The 26,532-nt window shown below is 41.3% G+C and carries 23 protein-coding genes, 1 riboswitch and 1 other annotated feature; of the genes, 7 read left to right on the forward strand and 16 right to left on the reverse strand.

Annotated elements, in window-relative coordinates; all coding sequences use genetic code 11:
* The coding region (locus DOT_RS23340) for a SulP family inorganic anion transporter (protein ID WP_009624005.1) at positions 1 to 1,005 on the reverse strand (1,005 nt) is incomplete at its 3' end.
* 641 nt (positions 1,006 to 1,646) lie between these two features.
* Between DOT_RS23340 and DOT_RS32830 the strand changes: the two genes are divergently transcribed.
* From DOT_RS32830 to DOT_RS23350, 3 genes are all read left to right on the forward strand, one after another.
* Positions 1,647 to 1,751, forward strand: a complete 105-nt coding sequence (locus tag DOT_RS32830; RefSeq protein ID WP_348982167.1) for a symporter small accessory protein — start codon at positions 1,647 to 1,649, stop codon at positions 1,749 to 1,751.
* A gap of 31 nt (positions 1,752 to 1,782) precedes the next feature.
* Positions 1,783 to 3,378: a sodium:solute symporter family protein gene (locus tag DOT_RS23345; RefSeq protein WP_009624006.1), complete on the forward strand. Its 1,596-nt coding sequence runs from the start codon at positions 1,783 to 1,785 to the stop codon at positions 3,376 to 3,378.
* Positions 3,379 to 3,717: 339 nt separating this feature from the next.
* Positions 3,718 to 5,010, forward strand: a complete 1,293-nt coding sequence (locus DOT_RS23350) for an aminotransferase class I/II-fold pyridoxal phosphate-dependent enzyme (protein WP_009624007.1) — start codon at positions 3,718 to 3,720, stop codon at positions 5,008 to 5,010.
* A 65-nt stretch (positions 5,011 to 5,075) separates the two neighbouring features.
* Here DOT_RS23350 and DOT_RS23355 read toward each other — a convergent pair whose 3' ends face one another.
* From DOT_RS23355 to DOT_RS23385, 7 genes are all read right to left on the reverse strand, one after another.
* On the reverse strand, positions 5,076 to 5,594 hold the full coding sequence (locus tag DOT_RS23355; protein ID WP_040413358.1) for a DUF2179 domain-containing protein: 519 nt from the start codon (positions 5,592 to 5,594) through the stop codon (positions 5,076 to 5,078).
* Between the two features lie 211 nt (positions 5,595 to 5,805).
* Positions 5,806 to 7,308 (reverse strand): IMP dehydrogenase, encoded by a 1,503-nt coding sequence (locus DOT_RS23360; RefSeq protein WP_009624009.1) that lies wholly within the window; start codon positions 7,306 to 7,308, stop codon positions 5,806 to 5,808.
* Between the two features lie 152 nt (positions 7,309 to 7,460).
* Positions 7,461 to 8,198, reverse strand: coding sequence for an AAA family ATPase (locus DOT_RS23365; RefSeq protein ID WP_009624010.1), 738 nt, complete (start codon positions 8,196 to 8,198; stop codon positions 7,461 to 7,463).
* A gap of 71 nt (positions 8,199 to 8,269) precedes the next feature.
* Complete coding sequence (locus DOT_RS23370) at positions 8,270 to 9,061, reverse strand: lipid II flippase Amj family protein (protein WP_040413364.1); 792 nt, start codon at positions 9,059 to 9,061, stop codon at positions 8,270 to 8,272.
* A gap of 214 nt (positions 9,062 to 9,275) precedes the next feature.
* Positions 9,276 to 9,812: an HD domain-containing protein gene (locus tag DOT_RS23375; RefSeq protein WP_009624013.1), complete on the reverse strand. Its 537-nt coding sequence runs from the start codon at positions 9,810 to 9,812 to the stop codon at positions 9,276 to 9,278.
* A gap of 77 nt (positions 9,813 to 9,889) precedes the next feature.
* Positions 9,890 to 10,678 carry a YdcF family protein gene (locus tag DOT_RS23380; RefSeq protein WP_009624014.1) on the reverse strand — a complete coding sequence of 263 codons (789 nt, stop codon included), beginning with the start codon at positions 10,676 to 10,678 and terminating at the stop codon, positions 9,890 to 9,892.
* A 58-nt stretch (positions 10,679 to 10,736) separates the two neighbouring features.
* Positions 10,737 to 11,462 (reverse strand): metallophosphoesterase family protein, encoded by a 726-nt coding sequence (locus tag DOT_RS23385; RefSeq protein WP_009624015.1) that lies wholly within the window; start codon positions 11,460 to 11,462, stop codon positions 10,737 to 10,739.
* A 554-nt stretch (positions 11,463 to 12,016) separates the two neighbouring features.
* A riboswitch (SAM riboswitch) is annotated at positions 12,017 to 12,115 on the forward strand.
* Between the two features lie 89 nt (positions 12,116 to 12,204).
* Here DOT_RS23385 and DOT_RS23390 point away from each other — a divergent pair.
* The 3 genes from DOT_RS23390 (at position 12,205) to DOT_RS23400 (ending at position 14,870) form a co-directional block, all read left to right on the forward strand.
* A complete protein-coding gene (locus DOT_RS23390; protein WP_009624016.1) occupies positions 12,205 to 13,230 on the forward strand; it encodes an ATP-binding cassette domain-containing protein in 1,026 nt (341 codons plus the stop codon).
* Positions 13,220 to 13,906 carry a methionine ABC transporter permease gene (locus DOT_RS23395; protein ID WP_040413359.1) on the forward strand — a complete coding sequence of 229 codons (687 nt, stop codon included), beginning with the start codon at positions 13,220 to 13,222 and terminating at the stop codon, positions 13,904 to 13,906. The genes DOT_RS23390 and DOT_RS23395 overlap by 11 nt, the downstream gene beginning before the upstream one ends.
* Positions 13,907 to 14,021: 115 nt before the next feature.
* Positions 14,022 to 14,870, forward strand: a complete 849-nt coding sequence (locus DOT_RS23400; protein WP_009624018.1) for a MetQ/NlpA family ABC transporter substrate-binding protein — start codon at positions 14,022 to 14,024, stop codon at positions 14,868 to 14,870.
* Between the two features lie 354 nt (positions 14,871 to 15,224).
* Here DOT_RS23400 and DOT_RS23405 read toward each other — a convergent pair whose 3' ends face one another.
* The 6 genes from DOT_RS23405 to ileS form a co-directional block, all read right to left on the reverse strand.
* The gene (locus DOT_RS23405) at positions 15,225 to 15,530 is read right to left on the reverse strand and encodes a 4Fe-4S binding protein (protein WP_009624019.1); all 306 of its coding nucleotides are present in this window, start codon (positions 15,528 to 15,530) and stop codon (positions 15,225 to 15,227) included.
* A gap of 27 nt (positions 15,531 to 15,557) precedes the next feature.
* Entirely contained in the window at positions 15,558 to 17,309 is a 1,752-nt protein-coding gene (locus DOT_RS23410; protein ID WP_009624020.1) for an adenylyl-sulfate reductase subunit alpha, read from the reverse strand.
* A 20-nt stretch (positions 17,310 to 17,329) separates the two neighbouring features.
* Positions 17,330 to 18,820 carry an SLC13 family permease gene (locus tag DOT_RS23415; RefSeq protein ID WP_009624021.1) on the reverse strand — a complete coding sequence of 497 codons (1,491 nt, stop codon included), beginning with the start codon at positions 18,818 to 18,820 and terminating at the stop codon, positions 17,330 to 17,332.
* 23 nt (positions 18,821 to 18,843) lie between these two features.
* Positions 18,844 to 18,972: a hypothetical protein gene (locus tag DOT_RS32555; RefSeq protein ID WP_009624022.1), complete on the reverse strand. Its 129-nt coding sequence runs from the start codon at positions 18,970 to 18,972 to the stop codon at positions 18,844 to 18,846.
* Between the two features lie 109 nt (positions 18,973 to 19,081).
* Positions 19,082 to 19,741 carry a Crp/Fnr family transcriptional regulator gene (locus tag DOT_RS23420; protein ID WP_009624023.1) on the reverse strand — a complete coding sequence of 220 codons (660 nt, stop codon included), beginning with the start codon at positions 19,739 to 19,741 and terminating at the stop codon, positions 19,082 to 19,084.
* Between the two features lie 181 nt (positions 19,742 to 19,922).
* The gene (gene ileS / locus DOT_RS23425; RefSeq protein WP_009624024.1) at positions 19,923 to 23,024 is read right to left on the reverse strand and encodes an isoleucine--tRNA ligase; all 3,102 of its coding nucleotides are present in this window, start codon (positions 23,022 to 23,024) and stop codon (positions 19,923 to 19,925) included.
* 64 nt (positions 23,025 to 23,088) lie between these two features.
* Positions 23,089 to 23,305: a binding site (T-box leader), on the reverse strand.
* 295 nt (positions 23,306 to 23,600) lie between these two features.
* Here ileS and DOT_RS23430 point away from each other — a divergent pair.
* Positions 23,601 to 24,032, forward strand: coding sequence for a universal stress protein (locus DOT_RS23430; protein WP_009624025.1), 432 nt, complete (start codon positions 23,601 to 23,603; stop codon positions 24,030 to 24,032).
* Positions 24,033 to 24,169: 137 nt separating this feature from the next.
* Here DOT_RS23430 and ilvN read toward each other — a convergent pair whose 3' ends face one another.
* On the reverse strand, positions 24,170 to 24,649 hold the full coding sequence (gene ilvN / locus DOT_RS23435) for an acetolactate synthase small subunit (RefSeq protein ID WP_009624027.1): 480 nt from the start codon (positions 24,647 to 24,649) through the stop codon (positions 24,170 to 24,172).
* A 5-nt stretch (positions 24,650 to 24,654) separates the two neighbouring features.
* Complete coding sequence (ilvB, locus tag DOT_RS23440) at positions 24,655 to 26,340, reverse strand: biosynthetic-type acetolactate synthase large subunit (RefSeq protein WP_009624028.1); 1,686 nt, start codon at positions 26,338 to 26,340, stop codon at positions 24,655 to 24,657.
* Positions 26,341 to 26,532: the final 192 nt, after the last annotated feature.

A 26,532-nucleotide genomic window follows, 5' to 3' on the forward strand; every position in this document is an offset into this window, starting at 1 on the left:
TGACAGAATTCCTGATAATCTACTAACTGCACCGTTATGATAATTAATTGCAGAACGGGTAAACGAACCGGAGGAAGGAAAACATTGGAAGAACGATGACACAGTATTTGCTATACCCTGTCCGATAAATTCTTGATTTGCATTGATTTTTTGTCGTGAGGTACTGGCTATTGATTTAGAGATTGATATAGCTTCTACCAACCCGATGACGGCAATCGCTAAAGCCCCGCTGAAAACATTCTGAATGGAAGAAAGACTAAATTGGACCATCTGAAACGGCGGCAAGGAGGACGGAATAGTTCCGGTAAGTTTTACGCCCTTCTTATCTAACTCGAAAAGAAGGATTAGACTAATTGGGACAATTATTCCTATCAATGCACCCGGAAGATTCTTATTGACCCTTTTGCAAATCAATATTATTGCCATCGTCATTAACCCTAACCCCAGTGCATATAAGTTCGTTTGACCTATATGGGTTATGACGTAATAAAGTTTTTCCATCGTTGACATTTGTGCTGAATTTTTGATAGATATGCTCAGTATTGTATTCAGTTGTCCTAGAGCAATCAAAATTCCCGCCCCAGCAGTAAATCCGACAATTACAGTATGGGATACAAAATTTATCGCCTTACCCAGCTTAATAATGCCAAAAATCATTTGTAATATGCCGACAATAAATGTCATTAAAAAGAGCATTTGATAGGCGTTATCAAGTCCCATATAGTTTCTCATGCCGCCAGCTACAAGTAGGCATATGGCATTGGTCGGTCCAGTGACCAGTTGTTTCGAACTTCCGAAGGCTGAACCAAGAATGGCTGATACTATAGCCGTGTACAGACCATAGACTGGGCTAACACCCGCAATCAGTGCATAAGCCATTGACTGAGGAATTGCCACTACTGCCACAGTTAAGGCGGCAATTAGATCTTTACTGAAATATTCCTTTTTGTATTCTCTGATCGTTTCAACTATTGAGATACATTTATTGAGTGTCGAACTGGACAAACCAATCCCACCTTTCAGTACTAAAGCTTACTGCTAACAAACTACAAAGGACCGGGCGAACTGTGAAACATGCGCATGTTCTAGTTCTCTCATTTATTACCGTGACTTATAGTCACCTACAAGAATCCCGAAAACAGTAACAATAACGATGATAGCCATAAAACCCGCAATCATAACCATTCACCTCCTTTTTTTCCTTGGAGAATAAAGATTAGTGTGTTTACGCGTTTATAATGAATCTGTATTCCCATAATCAATTTACGCTATGGTTTAATATTTGTGCCGAATTGTTTATTGATATTGGCTTGTCCATATCTTATTCCTATTTTCATAATCCATTTTATCTATGATTGATTTTATACGTATTGAGCTGTAGATCTTAATAACAGATTTTGTATGGACATACATTTCAGATTACGAAGAAACAAGGCTGGAACCTATCACTTCCAGCCTTGTTTCTTCGTAATAAAATTCTTTATTTTTGTCTTGCAAGTGCTTTTTGAAAACTTTTTGGGTTTTTACGCCAAATTTGGTGTTAACTCGCCATAAATAGCTTTACAGCTTATTTTTATTTGATAAGATAGAGCATAGTATATTTATTCACAATTATGAGATTTAATAAATAGGAAAGAGGTGAATTTATGTTAGGGTTAACTGACCCAGGAGTTATAGCTGCCTATCTCTTATCCATCGGCAGTGCCCTTCTATGTGTTGTCTATGGTCTAATCAACTGGAATAATGAATGAGGAATTTCAATTTAGAAGGGGGGATTAGTGAATGGGCGTTTTCGTCGTTATCCTGGGAATCTATCTATTAGTCACGGCATTCCTAGGTTACTTAGGTTATAAACATACCAAGTCTTCTAAGGATTACATGGTGGCCGGAGGAAATATTCATCCTTATGTAATGGGCATGGCTTATGGAGCAACTTTTATATCCACTTCCGCAATTATTGGCTTCGGTGGGGTCGCAGGGTTTTATGGTATGAGTATGTTATGGTTGACGTTTGCCAACATTTTTGTAGGCATTTTTATTGCTTTTGTATTCTTTGGCAAAAAAACCCGTGAATTAGGGCAAAAATACGGAGCTTTTACTTTTCCGCATCTTTTGGGAGCTCATTATCAGTCTTCTTTCATTCGCAGTTGGTCAGCAGCACTTATGAGTATCGTTTTACCATTATATGCCGCCGCAGTTATGATCGGCGGGGCAAGATTCTTAGAACAATCCTTAAAAATGAACTATTCTACTGCACTCTGGGTTCTTTCTCTAATCGTTTTAGCTTACGTCTTTTTTGGTGGTCTGAGAGGGGTCGTTTATACCGATGCCTTCCAAGGTACCCTGATGTTCGTAATGATGCTCATTATTATTATTTTTACATACGCTAAGTTAGGCGGCATCACAGTAGCACATGCTAAGCTAGCAGCGATGAACAACCTAGTTCCTGCAGCATTTTTAAAACAAGGGATGACTGGTTTTGCTTCAATGCCTGTCTTCTTAAGCCAAAACTGGTATTTAGTCATTTCAACTTTAGTACTGGGGGTAGGCATTGGCGTCTTGGCTCAGCCTCAACTCATTGTTCGCTATTTGACCGTTAAATCCGGCAAAGAACTGAACAGAGCCTTGATTTTCGGAGGAGTTTTCATTCTATTCATGACCGGCGTTGCTTTTACGGTCGGTGCTCTTTCCAACGTTTTTTTCTACGAAACGAGCAAAAAAATAGCTCTCACGGCTTCTATCGTTGGATCTGCCGGTCCAAACACAGACTTAGTCATCCCTATGTTTCTAACTCAGGCTCTTCCATCCTGGCTCTATTACTTTTTATTATTAGGTCTTTTGGCCGCAGCTATGTCGACTATGAGTGGCCAGTTTCACTTCATCTCAACCTCGCTCAGTTATGATCTTTTGGGTAAAACCAGCAAAGACGACTCAACTAAAACATTGTGGTTAGCCCGTTTAGGTTTGTTAGTAGGTTTTGCAGCCACAGTTCTTGTCGCCTATCGTTTACCTGGAAACATCATTGCTTTAGCAACGTCTATATTCTTCGGTCTTTGTGCTGCATCATTTCTCCCTATGTATGCTGGGGCCCTTTGGTGGCCACGTAGTAGCAAGGTAGCGGCAATACTGAGTATGTTGGTTGGTTCCCTTCTTTATCTCTTTATGTGTCTCTTCGTCTATACTAAAGATTCTTCAATCTTCGGACTGGCTAAAGCAATAGTTGGTCGTGCTTCACTTGCTGGATCAGGTTCCTTTAGTTATATGGACCCTCTCTTATTTGCACTTCCTACGAGTATTATTGTTTTCATTGTAGTAACTTTATTAAGCAAACCATTAAATGTGCAACAGAAAAAACAGCCCCTTACAACTGACATTTAGCTACTTGTCAAAATATCGTCGTATACCGAAAACAAGGCTGCATGCTTAATGCTTCTAGCCTTGTTTCTCTTACTTATATGCACTAGTTATTCCATCTCTCTGATTGAAAAATATCCTGAAATGTCTGTCAAAAGTAATAACCTTACGATTAAAAGTGGAGGAAATAATCATTTTAGTGTAGAATTTAGTTACTTAGTTTTTATAAAATAAAAGGGGAATGATACTAGATTAAGGAAGTTGGAATTCATATATTATTGTAAACGTCATCACTCATTAAATAGAGATACTAAAGCCGACAACTTAGCAAAATAGGTTGGACTAAGAAAGGGAGAAAGATCCATGCATGAGCTTGCTCAAGATTTAAATCAACAGATACAACAAGATAATCCCAATGTTTATGACTTATTATCCGAACTCGGAAAAAACTTATACTTTCCCAAGGGGATCTTGACTCAAACTGCGGAAGCTAAACAAAAGGCTCACCGTTATAATGCGACGATAGGAATTGCAACCGAACATAATCAACCAATGTTCTTACCATTAATCCAAAAAACATTAACCAATTACGATCCTAATGATCTTTATCCCTATGCTCCTCCCGCAGGAAAACCTGAGCTGAGACAGCTTTGGCGCGAAAAGCTATTAAACGAAAGTCCGTCTTTAAAAGATAAATCCTTTAGCAATCCCATTGTTACTAGTGCCTTGACACACGGTTTAAGTATTGTTGCCGATCTATTTCTTGACGAAAATGATCCTTTGGTTTTACCCGACAAATTATGGGGTAATTACAATCTTATCTTTGGAGTTCGTCGTGGCAGCAAAAGCATAACGTTTCCTTTCTATACTGAGAAAGGAACCTATAATACGGTAGGGATGAAGGAAGCCTTACTATCTCAGAAAGACCATGGAAAGGCAATTTTATTACTTAATTTCCCAAATAACCCAACCGGGTATACACCAACGGAACAAGAAGCTACAGAGATCGTTGTGGCACTAAAAGAAGTCGCCCAACAAGGCATGAACCTAGCCGTTGTTACCGATGATGCCTATTTTGGATTATTCTATGAAAACTCCATCAAAGAATCACTGTTTGCCCGGATCGCCGACATTCATCCTAGAATATTAGCTATCAAAGTAGATGGCGCTACGAAAGAGGACTATATGTGGGGCTTTCGTGTAGGATTCATTACCTACGCCTCTAAATATCCAGCTATATTAAATGCCTTAGAAAAAAAGACATTGGGTATTATCCGCGGAACGATTTCTAGCAGTTCTCATCCAGCACAAACTTTTGTATTAGAAGCCCTCAAATCCAAAGACTTCCACAACCAAAAACAAGAAAAATTTGAAATTCTAACGAAACGCGCCTGTAAGGTTAAACAGATCCTTGATCAGGGAGACTATAGCGCTGCCTGGGACTACTATCCGTTTAACTCAGGATACTTCATGTGTCTTAAACTCAAAGGAGTTAAGGCAGAGGCCTTGCGCCTTCACCTACTGGAGCAATACGGTGTGGGAGTTATAGCGCTTGGGGAAAGCGATGTACGCGTTGCCTTTTCGTGTGTTGAAGAACCGGAACTTGAACAGCTATTTGACCTAATTTATCAAGGCTATCAGGACCTATCCCGATAAACCGCCTATAAAAGATTTTTTACTTAATAAATTTAATTTCAAAGTAAAACGGAAACTACACTTTATTAAAAATGCTTAGATACTCGTTTAATCCAAAATCCACCTTTTAAATGTTTGGGTTCATAAGAAATAACAAATGCTTTGGGGGAGAGTTGCTCAAGGATGTCTAATAACTTGCGTTCATTACATCTCTTCGCCAAAACCTGCATCATGAGTCGTTGACCATCCTTACCATCTGCTAACCAGGAAGTAACACCATACCCATATTCCCGCAACTTAGACGTTAGTTCGAGTTCAAAACAATCTACTGTAACCTGGACCGTCACATAACCCAAAGCCAGATATTCCTCGATACGTCCACCTATATACACCCCCAAGCCAAATCCAGCACAGTAGGCTGCTAGATTCCAAGGGTTGTCTAGGTTTTTAAGAACTATCCCCAACCCCGACATGTAAACAAAAACTTCGAACACGGAAAGAATGGCTGCCAAAATCTTCTGGCCTTTGATAACAAAAATCATACGTAGCGTATATAAAGATACATAGACTACGTTAATACCGATAATGGTAAGAATAAGTTTCATACGCTCCTCCAATTTCAGCTAGATTAGCTATCTAGCCAGCGGCGCCCTTATACCAGTTGTGATTACAGTAATCTCCGAAGACTCCAAACCGAGTCAAGTAGATCCTTGTGATTAGTGGTGCCTCTTTCCTCAACTCAAGGCAAGAAGCCTCATGCTTCTAGCCTTGTTTCTTTACTCAATATTCTTCTTTGTAGCGGACATCCAATGATCCCTAGACCAAATAATTGTTTTCCTTCAATATAACATCATGTGCCCCCCCTTCAACAATGCTTGTTGAAGAAACGAGAGTCAATCGGGCAGTTTTCTGCAATTCTTCAATAGAAATGGCTCCACAACTGCACATTGTTGATTTGATTTTACTCAAAGTCAAATCTAAATTATCCTTTAATCTTCCGGCATAAGGAACATAACTATCCACGCCCTCTTCAAAGCTAAGTTTTGAACCTTCTCCAAAATCATACCGTTGCCAGTTCCGCGCTCTGTTTGACCCTTCACCCCAATATTCCTTGACATAATTGTTTCCTAGTTTTATTTTTTTACCTGGACTTTCATCGAACCGTGCAAAATATCTACCCATCATAATAAAGTCAGCTCCCATAGCCATTGCTAAGACAGTATGATAATCATGCACGATTCCTCCATCTGAACATATAGGGACATATTTGCCTGTCTTTTGGTAATAATCATCTCTAGCTTTGGCCACTTCGATAACTGCTGTGGCCTGACCTCTCCCAATTCCTTTTTGTTCTCTGGTTACACAGATTGACCCTCCACCGATTCCTACTTTAACAAAATCGGCTCCCGCTTCCACTAAATACAAAAAACCTTCTTTATCAACAACATTCCCACCGCCAACTTTTACTCGATCATTAAATTTTTTCTTGACAAACTCGATAGTTTCCTTCTGCCACTCACTATATCCATCCGAAGAATCAACACATAGAATATCTGCACCTGCTTTCACTAATTCAGGTACCCTGTCCTCATAATCCTTGGTATTTATTCCGGCTCCAACTATATATCTCTTGTCTGCATCCAACAATTCCAGAGGATTATTTTTATGTTCCTCATAATCTTTTCTAAAAACAAAATAACAGAGGTTTTGGTTGTCGTCAATAATTGGTAAACAGTTCAGTTTATGTTGCCAAATTAAATCATTTGCTTCGCTAAGACTGATTCCTTCTTTTCCCATTATGAGTTCTGAAAATGGTGTCATGAATTCTGCTATCTTTTTGTCCAGATTATCTCTGCTGATTCTATAATCTCTCGTTGTCACAAGTCCAATCAACTTGTTCTGAGGGGATCCATCTTCTGTAATAGCAATTGTAGAATGACCCGTCTTTTTTTTCAAAGCAATGACATCTTGCAAAGTATGTTCAGGAGTTAAATTAGCGTCACTGACTACAAAACCTGCTTTGAATTTCTTTACTTTCTTAATCATCTCCACTTGTTCGATAATCGGTTGTGAAGAAAAAATAAACGATAAACCACCGCACTTTGCCAAAGCAATTGCTAAATTGTCGTCAGATACTGATTGCATGATTGCAGAAACAAAAGGAATCCTTAATTTCAAAGAAGATTCTTTTCCCCGCTCGAACTTAACGATAGGTGTTGTCAGACTAACATTACTGGGAATACAATCCCTTCTTGTTAAATTGGGAATTAGCAAGTATTCACTGAGAGTTCTAGAAGCATCCTCAAAATAATAAGCCACTTTGTTTTCCTCGCTCTTCATTTTTAATTTTATATACATAATGTTTTATTATTATTAAGCATTGTATTATGTTTTTAAGCTCATCTTCTTACTCATTTTATATTTGATTTAACCCTACCCTTTATAGTCTCTCAAAATTCTCCCGAACACATCTAATCATCAAATAAGTGTTTAAAAAACCGTTCTCTGTTATCAAGAAATGCTTTAGTTAGCCGATAGTGGTCGGTCTCCTCGTACTCGACAATTTTTAACCCTCCCTCCTCAAAACTGTAAATGGTTGCTCCAGGGTAAGCCATTAGAATTGGTGAATGAGTAGCAATAATAAATTGAGCCTTCCCTTCTTTCACAAGGTCGAAGATAATTCTCAGAAAAGCTAACTGACGTTGCGGTGATAATGCTGCCTCTGGTTCATCCAATATGAATAATCCTCTCCCGCCAAACCTATTAGCAAAGAGTGATAAAAATGCTTCGCCGTGCGACTGTTCGTTTAGAGATTTTCCTCCATATGGTTTATATACTTTCTTTGGGTCATAATCTCGCGCTAATTCATCGATGTACTTGGCAAAATCAAAAAAAGTCTCAGCTCTTAAAAAGAATCCCTGTTTAATCTTCTGCCTCCAAGACAAGGTTAAGACAGATGCCAACTTCAAACTGACATCAGAAAGGCCTAAATCAACAGCTCTTCCACCGCCTCCAGCGGTAAAACCACATTTATAAGCTAGTGCCTCAAGAAAAGTCGACTTGCCTGCTCCATTTTCTCCGGCAATAAAAATCACATCACGGTCTATTTCTAAGCTTCCCAGATGAGAAATACCCGGAACATTATATGGATAAACGTTTCTGTCATCAACACGATCCCAATTCATAACTATCTTCTTGAGGTAAGCCATCTCCTTGTCTCCTTTCAGGAAATAACACATTCCTCAGCCCACTAAAAATTCATGAAATCAATTTCCGAATTTTAATTATAAATATAAGCAATTACTTGTGCCGCCGGCAAGAAAAGCACCTGACCTAACAGCGTTCCGACCAATTTAGAAGTGATCAGCAATACAACGAGTGCCTTCACGTCATTATATGGCCTCTTTCCCCTTAACGCTTGATCAGTAATCATAGCCGATTTGGGGTCAATCAGAAGGGTAAGTAAAATTGAAGCAATCCCATTGATCATTCCCGATGATGCAACAACGGCAAGCCTATGTTCTTCTGCAACCAATATTGCCGAATAACTTGCCGCAAGCACGCCAACGGTATATATTCCTGTGACTAGTGAATTTAAAATCAACAGTCTTTTGGGGATTTCGCGATACCTTAATCTTTCGATCATCGTCTTGCAGGGTTTTGAGACACTCTTAACTATTCGTTTAATATTATTTATCTGTAAAGCTTCAACCACCAGCGAAGGAACAGAACCAGTTACCTCTAAACGGTTCACCGCTTTTTCAAAAATCCTTAAAAATGAGGGAATGAAAAGCACGCCTAGCAAAGTGCCACTCGTTGCCGCAAATATCACAAGACGCATATCTATTAATGGATTCAGGTCGTGAGCAATACTGAATCCAATAATACTTGCAATCAATGGGGCTTGAAGAGTATTTGCAGTACGAGAAACAAGTGCAAAGATATTAAATAAAGAAAAGGACAACGCCACTTGCCCGCTCTTGACAGAGTTCAATCTCACGGAGTAGGCAAGAGTATCAACAAGATGGATAATAGACGTTAGAATAATCAATTCGACCAGTGTTCTTCCCACTGAAATACCTTCATCCTTTCTCTGATAGATTCTACCTGTGTCAATTTTCCACTTAACTCCAAACTTACTGTTTTTTTCGCTATCCTTCATTATTCTCTAAATCATAATCTATACCTTCTTGGATGTAAAACAAATTCAATTCAAAAAATGGTAAAAGGCTGAAAACAGAATTGCTTCCAGCCTTATGACACTGAGTCATACTTATTTAATTTATCTACCCTGCTAATTTACTGAAGATAGTCAAAAACTCCTTTTCTACGCTCTTGAATTCTCTCTGTGAGAAATCATGCTCCATTGATTTGGATGGAGGTATGTCCAAAATACCTAGATCCATTAATACTTCAAACTCAAAGTGCAGCAGTATATCATCAACCTCTTTAATCAACCGTTGTTCTTCCCGTGACAAATCGGCCAACCCAAATCGTTCATAAATTTTGCCTTGAAGCCTCTCTTCGATAACACAGTATTCAGACAGATTCCGCTTCACAGGTCTTGTAATATCTGATATATAGCTTTCACTTGCGTCATGCAAAAGACAACCGAGTTGCACTCTTTCAGAATACCCTTGGTTTTTGGCCTCCTTATAGCAATTAATTGAGTGCTGAGCAACCGAGAAAAAATGATCGAAATGCCCATTAGCTCTTGTCATAAGTGACAAGGAGTGGGCAATATCTGCGATGTTTATATCAGCTTTCACTGGCTCCAATGGGTAAAACTTAATTTTAGAATACGTCAGTATATAATCAGACATTATGCACCCTCATTTCTGTAACTTGGTTAAAGGACCCCTTCCTTACCATTCGGTAAAATCCAAGCGATTCCTTCTATTCACCAATCGAAAATCAGGGATTTGACCACCGCAAAATACTCTCTCAAATAGACATTAGGCACGATATACCATGGGGTAGGGGATGGAATACCCACCGGGCTTAATCCATTGCGCTGAGCCAACATTTTCGAGCGGAAGAGATGAAAGTCATTCGTAATCACAGCAACCCTTGCCAGGTTTTGAAAGTTCGATTGTCGGATTAATATCTCTTTACTAAATCGGAAGTTCTCCATCGTGCTTGTAGATTGATCTTCTTTAAGGATACGTTCGTCTGAAATCCCATGATCCACCAAGAAACGCCTCATTCCCTCAGCCTCAGAGATCTTCTCTCCAGGACCTTGCCCTCCCGAAAGAACAACCTGGACCTGGGGGTGGCTCTCCAAGAATTCTAGCCCTTTTTGCATTCTCTCCCAAAGTGTCCACGAAAGTTGTTCGCCATTCAGGCCCGCCCCTAAGATAATCAGATAATTCACCTCAACAACAGGGTCGGGGCGAGAATCTCTAATAATCGCCCCCTCGACCACCAGAAATGAAATTAATCCGATCAGGACTAAGGAAGTGACACACAGCCGAGTCTTTGAGAACCATGGTCTTGTGATTCCTAACGATATAATTTTCTGGAAGAAAGATTTGCTTAATACCAAAATGAGCAATAAACCTCCCCCGGTCCCTGGTAAAATAGTTCCCAGATTAACTCCTCCATTAGATAAAAGGAGTAATACTGTATCTATAATTCCGACAATACCTAAACAAAAAAGGAGCCCTCTCAAGATCTGCTTGATTTTCATATAGCCCCTCCTAATAATCATCTTTGTTTGTTTTTTATTCTGACCAATGCATAACTGCTTAGGTTTTCCGACCTCTGAATATTGCTGTCCTCAATTCGTTAATATATTCTTGTTTCTCTGGCATATCCGTTGCCCTCGCCTGGTCAATAGCTAATTCTATGTCATAAGGTACTTTAACAAGAGTTATCGCCAAGGGACCTTCATTTTTATCATCCAAATGTCCTTCAATGATCCCATAGGATGCCTGGGTTATGTCAAGGGGATTACCGACACTTCCAACATTAAAAAGAGTCTTGCCTGTAAAGCTATCTATATGAGCACCATGAATGTCACCATAACCTACTACATCTGCCTCAAGTTTAAGAGTTGGAGTTGCTTCAAATAATTTCATCCGCTTACACTGTTCAGTTGAAAGGTAGACTCTATGCATTAGATCATTTGGGGAAGCATGACAAAGTCTTAATAACTTTCCACTGATATAAAATTCTATATAGACGGGTAACTCCTTCATATACTTTAGTCTCTCAACACCAAGTTTTTTCTGATGCCACCTTAAAACTTCATTGCCCTCTTGTTCTGTTAAATAATAATCCCAATTCCCTTTAATTACGACTTGGCAATATTCTTTAATTGTATCGACTACCTCAGCTGAACTAGGACCTTTGCCCGCTAAGTCTCCGAGACAAAAAATTCTGTCAATACTTCTATTGGCGATATCTTCCAGTACAGCGTCTAAGGCAGGCATATTTCCATGAATATCCGATATTACTGCAATTCTCTCCATACTGATCTCCTTATTATCCTTTAATTGACGGTAATTGCCTAGTAATGGGACTAAAACAACGTAAGCTGATGACCAGCGTAATCAATAACCTATCCAGCATAATTCTCTAAAACACACTATGTTCCTGCTTGTATAAAAACAAATTTCATCTTCAAGCAATAATTAAGGTTAAAGTACAATTACTTCCAACCTTGTTACTTGACTCTTAAAGATGCCTAATCAATTCCAAAAGGGCCTCGACTATAAAAATCGAAGCCCTTTTGGAAATTGATTAGGATACTATTTAAATATTGGTGCGATAACTTTTTTCTCTGCCCGCTTTTTCTTTTTCTCTTTGTTCTTAGGACTTTTGTCTCCCATATTCAAATACCTCCAAGTTGTAAATTAATACAAGTATTCCATAAAATACATTAATCCATACTTATATTTAGCCCCACTACAATAATTTACATGTCTTTAGATAATGTCTAAATTTTACCGCTTGCCAACTCCCTTCCTCTTGTGCTAGAATACACCCATCACAAGATTTAAGCACAATAAAATTGCATAAAAAACTCTTATTCAGAGTAGGTGGAGGGACTGGCCCGATGAAACCCGGCAACCGGCATTTATGCACGGTGCTAACTCCTGCAGAGAAATCTGGGAGATAAGAGGAAAACCGAATGGTCACTCCGCGGGTTTTCTTCGCGGAGTTTTTTGTTGTGTTTAAAAACGTGGAATCCCTATCAAAGGAGGTCCGCCCTTGATTCAAATCAAGCAATTAGTAAAAAAGTACTCGTCCCGTCAAGAGACCGTTATAGCTATTGACGATGTTTCTCTGCACATTTCTAAAGGTGCCATATTCGGCATTATTGGATTAAGCGGTGCTGGAAAAAGCACGCTTGTGCGTTGCCTGAACCTTCTGGAAAAACCCACGAGCGGGCAGATCGTCATTGCTGGCCAAAATCTGACCACACTTTCAGGTAGAGCACTCCGTGAAGCACGCCAGAAGATCGGGATGATCTTCCAACACTTTTATCTTCTTCAATCACGATCTGTTGCCGAAAACATCGCCTTCCCCCTGGAGATATCTGGTCTTTCTAAGAAGGAAATCAAATTACGTGTTGAAGAATTGCTCCATCTTGTCGGTCTCCAAGACAAAGCCGATGCTTATCCCTCCCAGTTAAGTGGTGGACAGAAGCAACGGGTTGGCATTGCGCGGGCGCTCGCCACGCAACCAGAGGTCCTCTTGTGTGATGAAGCTACCTCAGCGCTTGACCCTCAAACGACGCTTTCAATCTTAAACCTTCTTCGTGACATTAACCAAAAACTTGGCTTAACGATTGTCATGATTACGCATGAAATGAAAGTGGTTAAAGAAATATGTACTCATGTTGCGGTGATTCATCAAGCGCGGATCGTTGAAAATGGCCCCGTCGAGTCAGTTTTTATTCAACCTCAATCGGATATCGCTAAAGAATTTATTGCTACTGTATTTCCCAGTGAACTCCCCTCAGACCTTTTAAAAGAATTTGCGACCCACCATGACTCAGAAATTATTCGTATTCAGTTTCTCGGATCAAGAGCTTCCGACCCTATCATTACGGATTTACTGCGCACCTGCGAAGTCCGAGCGAATATCCTCTATGGAAGTATCGACCATCTAAGATCCACGCTGTTTGGCACCCTTACTTTAGAACTTCAAGGTAACTCCGATCAGCTTAATGTGGCTCATCGCTATTTAGCATCTCGCGAATTAAAGGTGGAGGTGATACAACGTGCCCTTTGAGCCCGCCCTATTCCTCCAAGCCTCATTTTGGAGTGATTTATCCCAGCTTGTCTCCCCAGCAGTCGGTGAAACCCTGTACATGGTGATTGTTTCTACGATACTCGCCTACCTTATAGGCCTCCCCTTAGGGGTTGTCTTAGTAGTAACCTCTCCCGGACACATATTACCTAACCCATGGGTCGAGCGTACTTTAGGAACCCTTATCAATATCTTACGATCCGCTCCGTTTATTATCCTCTTAGTGGCATTCATCCCGTTTACCAGGGCGCTTGTCGGCACGTCCATTGGCACAACTGCTGCCATTGTCCCTCTCGTCATCTCTGCCGCTCCTTTTGTGGCGCGAGTTGTGGAAAGTTCCCTCAAGGAGGTCCCCTACGGTGTCATTGAGGCAGCTTTATCTATGGGAGCATCCCCCCTACAAATTATTCAGAAAGTTCTTCTCCCCGAAGCAAAGGCATCTCTTATTCTTGGAGTCGCCATCACTACGATTAGTGTCATAGGGTATACTGCCATGGCCGGTGCGGTTGGTGGAGGGGGATTAGGGGATCTAGCCATTCAATATGGCTACAACCGTTTCCGAACCGATATAATGATTGTTACCGTTGTCATTTTAGTGGTAATCGTTCAGGGTTTACAGTCCCTGGGGACTGCATTAGCACGCAAGCTTTCCCATTAGTCTAAACTATCTATTTCAGTGCTCCATGCCATTGGCTCACCCTGCTATCGCCGCCTTAATGAGTAAGGTTTATAAATAGTATTCTCAAAGAATTAATTATTAGGGGGTAAAAATTATGTTCAAACTCAAAAAAAACCGCTACTTAACGTCATCACTTGTTATCTTGGCTGTTCTCTCCCTTGGTCTTACTGGATGCGGAACTTCCGCTGCCTCGAATGCAACTTCCGATACGCCTGCTAAGACAGTCCTCAAAGTCGGAGCAACTCCTGTGCCTCATGCTGAAATCCTTGAATACATTAAACCAGAATTAGCTAAAGAAGGCGTTGAACTTAGAATCGTCAACTACACAGATTACGTCCGTCCGAACTTAGACTTAGACTCTGGAGATATTGACGCCAACTTTTTTCAACATACCCCGTACCTGGATACCTTTAATAAGGACCATGACCTCAATCTGGTCCCCATTGCTAAAGTGCACATCGAACCTATGGGAATCTACTCCAAGAAAATCACAAAAGTCGCAGACTTCAAAGCAGGAGATACCATCGCCATTCCTAACGATCCTTCCAACAGTGGTCGTGCCTTAGCCTTACTAGCCAAAGCCAGTCTGATCCAGTTGAAAGATGGGGTCGGGATCAAAGGAACCATTAATGACATTATAGATAATCCTAAACAACTGAAAATCACCCCTATCGATGCCCCTCAACTTCCCCGCGTTCTCCAAGATCCAAAAGTCATCGCAGCGGTCATTAATACGAACTATGCTCTCGAAGGCGGACTCAACCCTACTAAAGATTCGCTCTTTACTGAGGACAAAGACTCTCCTTATGCAAATATTCTGGTCGTCAAAGACAGCCAGAAAAACGATTCCGCTTTGCAAAAGCTAGCAAAAGCTTTAACCTCTCTAAGCGTTAAAAAATTCATTGAAGATAAATATCAAGGCTCTATCGTTCCTGCATTCTAAAAAAATATATAGTGCATCGTCCATCCCTCAATAAAGGCTGGCTTAGTACTCTTTTTCCAGTCGAACAATAATATCTAATAGCTATCACTAAACATGTGCCCTGCCCCTTGTTAACAAGGGGAGTTACCACGAACTAATTACCATATATAACACTAACAAGGCTGGAATATTATCTTCCAGCCTTGTTTCTTCTCTAACTCTAAAGGTAATTTTTTTGAGGCTATCTTAACCTCCCGCTCGTATTACATTGGCGTACCTGGATAGATAAACTCTGGCACTTCACACTTTATCCCTCAAGAAAAAGATCACCTTTCAGACTGGTTAAGGTTTTAGGTGGTCTTGTTTGTTTGAGATTTACTTATTGTAGGTTTTAACTAAAAATTGATCTACTTTCCCATTAATATCAATACATGTCCATTCAATTTGCTTATCACCCATTTTCGGGATAAGCCTGGCAGGGTAATAGCCCAGTTGATAAGGAATTCTCGTTTCAAGTGCACCCCATTGACATGCTTTGACGCAGGCCATACAATCCCAGCAATCTCTGGAAGAGCGGCAAAAGGCTTTTTTGTCTTCATTTAATTCCATCAAATCTCCTGGACATATTTCTTCACATTTTCCGCACCCTTTACATTTATCTTGATATACTACTGGTGGCATATCCTAATCCTCCTTTTCATTAGCTTTTTAGCGGTCTCCTGAAATAATTTGTTCATATGGACGAGTAAACATTTCCACTTCGCTCGTCTCGGGATTGTACCGAGAATTAACGAAGCAATCAAATTTTTCATCATTCTTATCGGGAAAATCTGTACGGGATTGCCAACCAGGCCATCTAGTTTCTTCTCGGTACATCAGATGGTGGACCAGTACCTCTGCCACGTCTAACCTGTCGATAATTTCATGGACTTCCATAAGTTCATGTAGATCTGAGGCGATAAGGTATTTAACCTGATTTTTCAAGATCTTAATATGACGCATAGCATATTGCAGACTCTCTTTGTTCATTCTAAAGAACTGGTGCACACCGCCAGCATATTCATCCATAAGTCTCTGGAGCCTTTCTTCCATTTCCCTGGGTTTTATACCATCTTGAACAACCTTGTTACGGAAACAGGCTTCAAAGATACGTTCTTTTTCCTGGGCAACCTGCTCTTCGTTTAGCTTACCAGTCTCTACACTTGCCACATATTCCACGGCAGCTTTGGCTGAAAGCAATCCTTCTGCAGCACAACCACCTACAAATTTATTAGGGGTACCTCCAGCTACATCACCGCAGGCATACAGTCCCGGCAAAGTAGTGGCCCTTTTAACGTCTACCCAATAACCGCTGGCTGTGTGACCACCCACAATATAAGGATCGGAGCCATAGATTTCAATAGGTTCTTGACTTATGTCCTGAGCCCGGCTTGCAAGGAATAGTACAAAGCTTGGGCGCTCATTCAGGTAATCATACTTCATATCCCTGATTTGATCTGGGGTCATGTGGGTGGTATCCACATAACAGGGGCCTCGTCCTTCACGCCATTCATCCATCGGTAGGTTAGCCCGAATAAAGCGAGGAGCCTCATCTCCCCCCAGGTGAGCATAACGAGTCTGGAGAATTTGCTCTCCCTTGCAATTTACCATCGGTGTTTTATAACCCACTGAAATGGTATCAATGGGACCGTTGAAATCTTTAGTTCTCGTAGCACACCAGCGCATTTCAAAAGTCGTCATTTCTGCGCCTTTTCGAATTCCCATTGCATAGCCGGTTCCAACATTAAAAGGGGAATACCAGAGCTGATGGTGACTGTCGTTGCCATCGTTTTGATATGGTTTATAGAGACCTGCTGAACCTCCAGTGGCGATCAAGGTTGCCTTGGCCCGAATAATGTATACCTTACCATCTCGGACTCCAAACCCAATGGCGCCGATAACCTTATTTTCATCCATCAAATAATTGGTAGCTACAACCCTGTTAATAATTTCACAGCCAGACTCTCGAGTCTTTTCTGCCAAAATAATTTTCATTTCTGACCCACTAATGGTAATATCCCATTTACCCCGGGTTTTGTACTCCTCACCGTCTTCTTCATATTTAATGGGCATACCCCACTCTTCCCACTCTTCAATTGGCTTATTTAAGACTTCGGCCATTGAAATAGTGAGATCCTCCCTTAGCAAACCACCTGCCTGGGAACGGCTCCAGCGGACAAAATCTTCAATTGTACGTCCTTTTTTTAGATATGTGTTAATGGCGTCCATACCCCCGGCCAGGCAACCACTCCGATCAATATGGGCTTTTTCCATCAATGTAACTTTCAACTCAGGGTTTAAGCGCTTTGCTTCGATTGCAGCAAAGCACCCAGCATTTCCTGCTCCAATAATTAATATATCTGTCTCAATTCGAACTTCTTCTATCTGATCAACAGCATTGGGCAAACTAGCTCTTGACATCTTGAACTCCTCCTTCTTTTTTATTGAATAGGTACCCAAATTGGATATCCAGCTATCGCATACCACGGTGCCATAACGATGACCATATAAAGAATTACCATTAACGTTAGAGGCGCTCCAACTTTTACAAATTCTCCAAAGCTAAACTCTTCCGTTCCATAGGCAATTAGACAGGCAGTCACTGAAATGGGTAATACAAAGGCATAACTATCAACATTAAGGACCAACATGGTAAATGCCACTGTGTTTAAACCGAGCATCGGGGCCATTGCCGCCACTACCGGTGCCAACAAAGTTACTGCTGCTACGTTGCTCACAATCCCAAGTCGAGAAATCTGAACGACAATACAGATAAAGATACACACACTGAACCAACCCCAAGCTGGTGCTAAACCTACCAGATTGGCGGCAATCCATTTATCAACGCCTGTTTTTTCAAAAGCCGTAACTAATGACAGTGAGCCGCACAACAAAAGCCAGGTACCGAAAATTGTGTTCTCCTGCACTTTCTTCCAAGAAAGATTTGTCAAACCGGGTATGAATAATAATATGACCACACCTAACGTAACAACAGTCATGCTCAGTTGGTGAATCTTTTGCGTAGCCCACAATAAAATTGCTAGACCAAAGCATACTAAGACAACCCATTCAGTTAAAGTCATCTTGCTCAACTGTTCTTTTTGCCGTCTAATGACCTCGATGCCACCCGGCACTTCAATGTTCCTAGCCTTCATTATCCATGTCGTCCAGTAATATATAATGACAAGAACCCCCAAGAGAGGCCAGTTCATCCACGCCCAAGTACCCCAGGTTATCACATTTTTCTTCAAGGCTTGATTAATGGTTTGGGCTATAATAACGTTGGACATATGACTGTGCAACAAGATAACTCCTGATGCTAGAGAGGCAAATCCTATCCCCACCATGGTGAAGAGCTTTCTTGCCCTCGCGCCGTCTCCTTCTTTGGCAAACAAATTGTTCAACCCCTGAACAATAGGTAGAAAGACCGCCCCCCTCGCGTTAGTCGCAGGAACTAAAATTGCCATTATCAGATGGGCACCCATCAATCCCTTCAGAACACTCCCCGAGTTTGGTTTTACTTTTGAGACGATTCCCAAAGCTATCCGCCGGTCTAAACCAGTAGTCTGCATGACTGCCGCTAAAATGAAGCACCCCAGAATAAGAAAGGTAACATCTTGAGTGTAGCCACTAAAAGCCTCTGGCATTTTAGTGCTTGCCCCAGTAAGAATTAATAATAAGGGGATACCTAGACCCGAGATCGCCAGCGGGAGCCCCCCTGTTAACCAGATCATCGTTGCCCAACCCATCACTGCCAGTGAAGCTCTGCCACCAGCAGTAAGACTTTGAGAGGTCGGGACAAAGGTTAGAATAGCCCCAAAAACAAGCCAGGAAAGTACAAATCCGGTTAATGCAAATTTGCTCTTCCCTGTCGACGCCTTCGACTTCGACTCACTACTTTGTTCCTTAGCTTGTAAAACAACATCCGCCATCAAACACCCACTCTTTCCATTTACTATTCAGTAACGAGTACCGTTCTCAATTCCAACTTTCTTTCCTCACTCACCCCACCGTCGAACTTAAATCGTTTATCTGCGATAATTTTATCTAAGATAATCTCAACAAAACACCGAAGAAAGGACATTTAATTGTCGTGTTGCAGACATATGGAAATACTAAATCCAGCTGGCATAATTCAAGTCCTACTAAAGACCAAAATTACGCAAGCTGGATTATTAGGAAGTTAGAGAGGTCTATTTTGCGTTTTGAATCCAATTCTTTAATTTGCTTGACTCTACGGCAACAATTTCTCTGCCCTCATATTTCACGCTGCCATCCTCTCTTAAAAGATTTAGCAGTGAGGACACTGTCTGACGGGAAGCTCCAATAATACAGGCCAACTCCTCCTGTGTAACCCTTAAACTAACGTTTATTAGCCCATCCTTTCCTGGAGAACCAGAACGTTCAGCCATTTCTAAAAGCACTAGGGCCAGTCTTCCTTGGGTAGGATTCATGATAAAATCATAAATCGTATTTTGAGCTTCCCTTAGCCTGTCACTCATTAGTTCCATTAGCTTGCTACTAAAGTCTGGCATATCCGTTAACATTCTCTTAAACGGTTCTTGCCAAGTAATTAAAACCTTTACCTTATCCATAGCCTCGGCACTATATCTCCGTTCGGAGTTATTGCTGAGAACCTCTGCTAAGCCAATAAAATCTCCCGGATAGCGGAGAGCCACTGAAACCTGCCGTCCATCCGCCGTCGTTCGATAAATCTTTACAAATCCACTGATTATGTAATAAACCTCATTTGTTTTTTGACCTGAGGAAAATATGATTTGTCCTTTTGGGTAGCTGATTTCCGAACCAATTTTGTGTAAATACTCCTGTTCCTTATCTGTCAATTGGAACATATTTTCCCTCCTACTGGTTTTCAGTTCCGCTGTATTCAATGGATGAATATGAATATTATACCCTTATATTCTCAATATGAACAATAACCATGAGGAGTGCTGTTCACACTGAAACAAGGCTAGAAGCAATAAGTACTTCCAGCCTTGTTTCTCTCTTAATATAAAATTGAGTTCCAGAACATCATGCTAATTTTTCTAGTTTCAAACCTGTCTCATGACCGTTAAGATTCTGCTTTTCCAAGCTAGTATCGTTGATTCGCTCAATTGAATCTGCCAGAGTCTCTTTCTTTATATAGTCCTCATACACTTTGACTGCTTCGACTATTTCCTCATCTCCATCAAAGTATATTTTAATTCTGTCCATCATTTCATAGCCATTGTTCTTTCTCATTTGTTGTACCTTGGAAACGTACTCCCTTGCATATCCCTCATTGATCAACTCTTTAGTAAGCGTTGTATCAAGTATGACAAATAAATTTTCCTCGACGGTCATTGTAAAGCCTTCTTTGGCGGAAATACTGGTGATTACATAATCCTTAACTATATCTAAGGGTTCACCCTCCACCTCAATCGAAATTGTTTCCCCAGCTTCTAATTTAGGCACAACGGAAGCAGCGTCAAGTGCTGCCAATGCTTTGCCTAAGGATTTCACTTTGGGTCCAAAGATAGATCCTACTACCTTGAAATTAGGCTTTAAGCTAAAGTTCATATACTGACTTAAGTCCTTGGCAAACACAACTTCCTTAACATTAAGCTCCTCCTGAATTAAAGGAAGCATATAATCTATCAGCTGTTCATATTTACCGTCAATCAAGATCTGTTGGACAGGTTGTCGCACTTTAATTTTGACTTGTTCCCTTGCCGCTCTGCCCAGGCCCACGAGATTTCTTACCAGATCCATTCTCATTTCCAACTCACTATCGATCAGCAAGGAATTAGTGACTGGGTAATCTGCAAGATGGACCGATAGCTCATCGGTCAAGCTTCGATAGAGTTCTTCGGATATATAGGGGGCAAAAGGAGCCACAAGCTTGGACAGTCCCACAAGTATTTCATAGGTAGTATTGTAGACTGCTTTCTTGTCATCGGTGAGTTCTGTGCCCCAGAAGCGTCTGCGTGACCGTCTTATATACCAATTCGAAAGATCTTCGTTGACGAACTCCTGAATTTTCCTCACGGCTTTAGTTAGATCAAAGACGCTTAAATCTAACTCAACCCCTTTTAGAAGACTGTTATACTTGGAGAGCACCCATCGATCAAGCTCTGGTCGATCTGGGTAATCAATAAAGAAGGTCCTTGGGTCTAGCTGGTCTGTATTAGCATACAGGGAGAAGAAAGCGTAGACGTTTCTCATTGTACTGAAAAATTTGCTCTGTACTTCCTTGAGCCCTTCAATGTCAAATTTAGTAGGAGTCCAGGCCGGAGAAACATGGAGTAAATACCATCTTAAAGCATCTGCTCCATATTGATCAAACAGCTCGAAGGGGTTCACAGTATTTCCTTTGGACTTGGACATCTTATGCCCGTCCTTATCCAGGATCAAATCATTTACCAGTACTCTCTTATAGGGAGCGACTCCTTTGATAAAGGTTGAGATAACGATTAGAGAATAGAACCAGCCCCTGGTCTGATCAATGCCTTCACAGATGAAATCAGCGGGAAAGAGTTGATCAAAGTTCTCGCTATTTTTAAATGGATAATGATGCTGGGCAAAAGGCATCGAACCGCTATCAAACCAGCAATCAATGACATCCGTCACTCTGGTCATCGCTGCACCACATTTTGCACATTTAATGTGAATATCATCTACATAGGGTCGATGCAATTCAACCGTTTCATCCAGCGTTTCGACTGCGTTTTCTACCAACTCTTTTCTAGAGCCTATAGATGTGGTGTGCCCGCAATCACATCTCCAGATATTTAGTGGCGTTCCCCAATATCTGCTTCTGGACAACGCCCAGTCATTGGCATTTTCCAACCAATTACCAAATCTTTTTTCTCCGACATAATCAGGATACCACTCAACACGATTGTTGTTTTCTACTAATTTGTCTTTGAATTTAGTAACTTCGATGTACCAACTTGGTTTCGCATAATAAAGGAGTGGGGTCTGACATCGCCAACAGTGAGGGTAATTATGCTCCATCTTTTCCTTTTTAAAGAGTTTTCCTTCCCCATGCAGCCACTTAATGATATCTAGATCTGCATCTATGACAAAGGTACCTTCCCAGGGTGTGGTTACAAATTTCCCAGTCTCATTGACAGGCTGAAGCACCGGCAAGTTATACCTGCGCCCCGTATTATAATCATCCTCACCAAAGGCTGGAGCGGTATGAACAATTCCCGTTCCATCCTCTGTCGTTACATAATCTCCTACCGTAACGAAAAAGGCCTTCTTATCTGCTTTTACAAAAGGCATCAACTGCTCATATTCTACATATTCTAGGTCTTTTCCCTTAATTTCTTCCAAGATTTCAAACTCTTCTCCTAAGACTTTATGAGCCAAAGTCTTGGAAACATAATAGATCTCATTATTTTGTCTAACCTTCAAGTAAACTTCTTGAGGATTCACTGTCAAAGCCACATTTGACGGAAGCGTCCAAGGCGTCGTCGTCCAGACTAGAAAGAACTCTTCAGCATCCTTGCGCTTAAACTTAACAACGACGGTGTTACTCTTTATTTCTTTATAGCCCTGGGCTACTTCGTGGGAGGCTAAGCCTGTTCCGCATCGTGAGCAATAAGGCAAGATTTTGTGTCCTTCATAGATCAAACCTTGTTTAAAAAACTGATCTAGGATCCACCAGACGCTTTCAATGTAATTATTATCTAGCGTGACGTATGGATGATTTAAATCGATCGAATAACCCATTCGCTTGGTCATTTCTCGCCATTGCTTCTCATAGCTGAACACAGATTCTCGACATTTTTGATTGAAATCCGCAATTCCATAAGCCTCAATTTCCAGTTTGCTGGATAGTTTGAGTTGCTTCTCCACCTCGATTTCTACAGGAAGACCATGGGTATCCCATCCGGCCTTTCGCTTGACTTGATAACCCTGCATGCTCTTATAGCGACAAACTGAATCCTTTAAGGTTCTAGCTATGACATGATGGATTCCCGGTTTGCCGTTAGCCGTGGGAGGCCCTTCATAGAATACAAAGGGTGTTTTACCTTCTCTTATTTCGATGCTTTTATTCAGTATCTCATTTCCGTCCCAGTAATCGGCTATTTCACTTTCCTTTTTTGCTACTGGTAGATCCGATAGTGATTTAAAGATAGACATAATCATCTTCCTTTCGCGTTGAGTTAATGTCAGGTAAAGAATATAAAAGTCCCTAAGTCAATGACTTAGGGACGGATTATCCGCGGTACCACCCTTGTTATTAATGGATAGCTCCATCAATCGCTTAAAACATGTAACGTATGCCTACGGAGCAGCTTAGATAATTTCAGCTGCCCAACTCCAAGGTGATCTTCATAAAAAACCTTCGTCACAATCTTTCAGCCGAGGATTATGTCTCTTAAAACCAGATTTTTTATTACTATCCTTTTCATAGTTGTTGTAAATATTTTAACCAATGTTCACGAGCTTAAACCTTAATACTTATTATCATATTCCAGTTAAACAAAGATTGTCAAGGACCTAATTAAAATACAACGTCTCTCATCCAAGATATATTATATGGTAATATACTAATCTCAAAATTTCAAACCCAAAAAGAATAATAAATAAACGTATGAGCGCTAGGTTTTTGGTATAATTAGATAACAATTTATATCAGAAATATGTATATCTCTTATCCTGCGGTTACCTGTCCAAATTGAATACGTTCTCATAGCAACAAGGAGGATGAAAACAATGTACAAAAGAATTTTAGTACCTACTGACGGCTCAGACCCCTCACGTTATGCCCTTGTCCATGCACTGGAACTAGCCAAGAAATTTAATTCAGAGGTAGAGCTTTTCCACGTAACCCCAACCTTTGAAGCCTACAGTGTAGGAGTAGGATATAGCCTTCACCTTACTCCGGAGCAAATTAAAAAAGCCGCTGAGTTTGTATTCGAAACTACCTTGCGAGACATTGATATCGAAAACGTGCCCTTATCGAAGAAACATGCATCCGGCTACCCGGCAAGTAGTATCATAGATGAAATCAAAAGAGAATTTGACTTGGTAGTTATGGGCACCCGTGGTCACGGAGTTATAGCTGGAACAATTTTAGGTAGTGTCACTCAACGCGTATTAGCCCATGCCCAATGCCCTGTACTAGTTGTAAATGGCCGAAATTAAACTTTATATGGATAAGAAAACTTGGCTGGCGCCTTAGCCAAGTCTTGGTGAAGGCGCCAAGCCTTAGTAGCATTGATGCGCTGGCCATGTATACTCATTTGCACGTTCAATAGGGAATGTAAATGAGTTGTTTCCATTTATACTTCCGAGCGCATAATAGCAATCTTTCCGGTTCGAACCAACTCTAATAACCCGTATGGGCGGATCGCCTTGACAAACCCATCAACTTTTTCAACGTCTCCCGTTAATTCGACAGTAAGATTGGTTCTCCCCATATCCACAACCCGTCCTCGAAAAATATCGACTGTCTGGAGTACTTCAGCTCGTGTTTCCGAGCTTACTTTAATACGTATTAACGCCAGCTCTCGCTCAACAACACTCTCAGTTGTCAAATCTGTGACTGAGTGAACGATTACTAGTTTATTGAGTTGATTTCTAACTTGCTCAATAATCTGAGCATCGCCATTAACAACAATGGTCATTCTCGATAGCTTGGGATCGTCCGTTTGACAAACGGAAAGACTATCGATGTTATATGCTCTGCGAGCGAATAATCCAGCCACCCGGGTCAAAACACCAGGATGGTTCTCTACAAGAGCCGCAAGTGTATGCAACATGTTTTTTACCTCCCTAGCATTTCTGTAATTGGTTTTCCCGGTGGAACTATCGGCAAAACATCATCGTTCGGAGAGATCGCAAACTCTAACAAAACAGGGCCAGGATGTTTAAATGCTTCCGAAATACTACCACGTACCTGTTCCAAAGAATCAACACGGATTCCTCGAATTCCATAGGCCTCCGCTATTTTGATGAAATCCGGATTGCCCTGGAGATCGATCTGATTATACCGTTCGCCGCTAAAATATTTCTGCAGTTGGCGAACCATACCTAAGACTCCGTTGTTAAGAAGCACCATTTTAATGGGAAGTTTATTATGAGCAATGGTCGCAAGCTCCTGTATACACATCTGAAAGGAACCATCTCCAGTGATCAAAACAACTATATCGTCGGGACGAGCTATTTGGGCACCCATTGCAGCCGGAAGGCCAAAGCCCATCGTTCCCAGCCCACCACTGGTCGCAAAATTGCGTGACTTCATGATCGGATAAACTTGAGCGGCCCACATTTGATGCTGTCCTACATCAGTAATTACCATCGTATCCTCGTTGGCAAGTTCCCCGACACATTCGATCACCATCTGCGGCGTCAGTCTGTCCTTGTCATACTTTATAGGGTAACCCTTTTTCCAAGCACGCAATTGATCCCACCAGTCTCCCACTTGGGGAACAGTATATCCCTCGAGGGCATTCGACAGTTCCTCCAGAACCAAACGAGCATCTCCAATGATGGGAATATGCGTCCTTACTACTTTAGCAATCTCCGCAGGATCAATGTCAATATGAGCAATTTTTGCTTTGGTTGCAAAAAGATGTCCCAGACCACTTGTCACACGGTCATCAAAGCGAACCCCTACGGCGAGCAGCAAATCACAATCATCCACGGCATAGTTCGCCGCTACGGCACCATGCAATCCTACCATCCCTAAGAGATTGGGATGTCCAGAGGGGAGACACCCAATTCCCATCAACGTCGTGACCACTGGTAAGGAGGATCTTTCTGCCAACTGTTTTAAGACCCCTCCAGCTCCTGCCGTAATCACACCACCCCCAGCATAAATTACTGCTCTGCGAGATTTTGAGATTGCTTTAGCAACTTCAGCGATCTTATCACTGTCTCCCTTGCTAGGTACATGGTACCCTTTCAAGTCCATATCAGCAGCAAAGGGTTCGATTTCCGCAGCTAAAATGTCCTTTGGAAGATCGATGAGTACAGGACCTGGCCGACCTGTTCCGGCCAGATAAAAAGCCTCTTTGATAATCCGTGGAATCTCTCGTGCGTCCTTTACCAAATAATTGTGCTTAGTAACTGGCGTGGTGATCCCTGTGATATCCGCTTCCTGAAAGGAGTCTGTTCCGAGCAGACTAGTAACAACCTGACCAGTCAAAACGACTAAAGGAATGGAATCCATATAAGCATTGGTAATACCTGTGACCAGATTCGTGGCACCGGGACCCGACGTTGCTAGACATACCCCCACTTTTCCAGTTACTCGTGCATAACCATCGGCCGCATGCACTCCCCCTTGTTCATGACGTACAAGTATATGTCGAACAGGACTGTCAAGCAGTGCATCATACAGTGGAAGCAATACTCCACCTGGATAACCGAAGATCACGTCAACGCCTTCCTTTTCCAAGGCCTCTAATAAGATGGTTGCCCCTTTTAACCTCTTTTTTCCTTCATTCATACTTATCTCTCTCCCCCTCCTAACTTATCTAGTCGTTGTCCATTTCATGACGATTGACACAGGCAAGGGCCCGAAATGGTCTTTAGATCGTAATTCGCCGAAATCCAATTTATACCTTCCTCTAAAAGAAAGAAATTTTCAGTTTATTCAGAAAAAATTTTTAATTTCATTATATTTGAATTTGATGCTGAA

It is taken from the genome of Desulfosporosinus sp. OT, from assembly GCF_000224515.1.
In the GTDB taxonomy this organism is placed as follows: domain Bacteria; phylum Bacillota; class Desulfitobacteriia; order Desulfitobacteriales; family Desulfitobacteriaceae; genus Desulfosporosinus.

Coding starts and splice junctions, on each gene's coding strand:
- DOT_RS32830 (WP_348982167.1), top strand. CDS start 1,647: ATGTTAGGGTTAACTGACCCAGGAGTTATAGCTGCCTATCTCTTATCC.
- DOT_RS23345 (WP_009624006.1), top strand. CDS start 1,783: ATGGGCGTTTTCGTCGTTATCCTGGGAATCTATCTATTAGTCACGGCA.
- DOT_RS23350 (WP_009624007.1), top strand. CDS start 3,718: ATGCATGAGCTTGCTCAAGATTTAAATCAACAGATACAACAAGATAAT.
- DOT_RS23355 (WP_040413358.1), bottom strand. CDS start 5,594: ATGAAACTTATTCTTACCATTATCGGTATTAACGTAGTCTATGTATCT.
- DOT_RS23365 (WP_009624010.1), bottom strand. CDS start 8,198: ATGGCTTACCTCAAGAAGATAGTTATGAATTGGGATCGTGTTGATGAC.
- DOT_RS23375 (WP_009624013.1), bottom strand. CDS start 9,812: ATGTCTGATTATATACTGACGTATTCTAAAATTAAGTTTTACCCATTG.
- DOT_RS23380 (WP_009624014.1), bottom strand. CDS start 10,678: ATGAAAATCAAGCAGATCTTGAGAGGGCTCCTTTTTTGTTTAGGTATT.
- DOT_RS23385 (WP_009624015.1), bottom strand. CDS start 11,462: ATGGAGAGAATTGCAGTAATATCGGATATTCATGGAAATATGCCTGCC.
- DOT_RS23400 (WP_009624018.1), top strand. CDS start 14,022: ATGTTCAAACTCAAAAAAAACCGCTACTTAACGTCATCACTTGTTATC.
- DOT_RS23405 (WP_009624019.1), bottom strand. CDS start 15,530: ATGCCACCAGTAGTATATCAAGATAAATGTAAAGGGTGCGGAAAATGT.
- DOT_RS23410 (WP_009624020.1), bottom strand. CDS start 17,309: ATGTCAAGAGCTAGTTTGCCCAATGCTGTTGATCAGATAGAAGAAGTT.
- DOT_RS23415 (WP_009624021.1), bottom strand. CDS start 18,820: ATGGCGGATGTTGTTTTACAAGCTAAGGAACAAAGTAGTGAGTCGAAG.
- DOT_RS32555 (WP_009624022.1), bottom strand. CDS start 18,972: ATGTCCTTTCTTCGGTGTTTTGTTGAGATTATCTTAGATAAAATTATC.
- DOT_RS23420 (WP_009624023.1), bottom strand. CDS start 19,741: ATGTTCCAATTGACAGATAAGGAACAGGAGTATTTACACAAAATTGGT.
- ileS (WP_009624024.1), bottom strand. CDS start 23,024: ATGTCTATCTTTAAATCACTATCGGATCTACCAGTAGCAAAAAAGGAA.
- DOT_RS23430 (WP_009624025.1), top strand. CDS start 23,601: ATGTACAAAAGAATTTTAGTACCTACTGACGGCTCAGACCCCTCACGT.
- ilvN (WP_009624027.1), bottom strand. CDS start 24,649: ATGTTGCATACACTTGCGGCTCTTGTAGAGAACCATCCTGGTGTTTTG.
- ilvB (WP_009624028.1), bottom strand. CDS start 26,340: ATGAATGAAGGAAAAAAGAGGTTAAAAGGGGCAACCATCTTATTAGAG.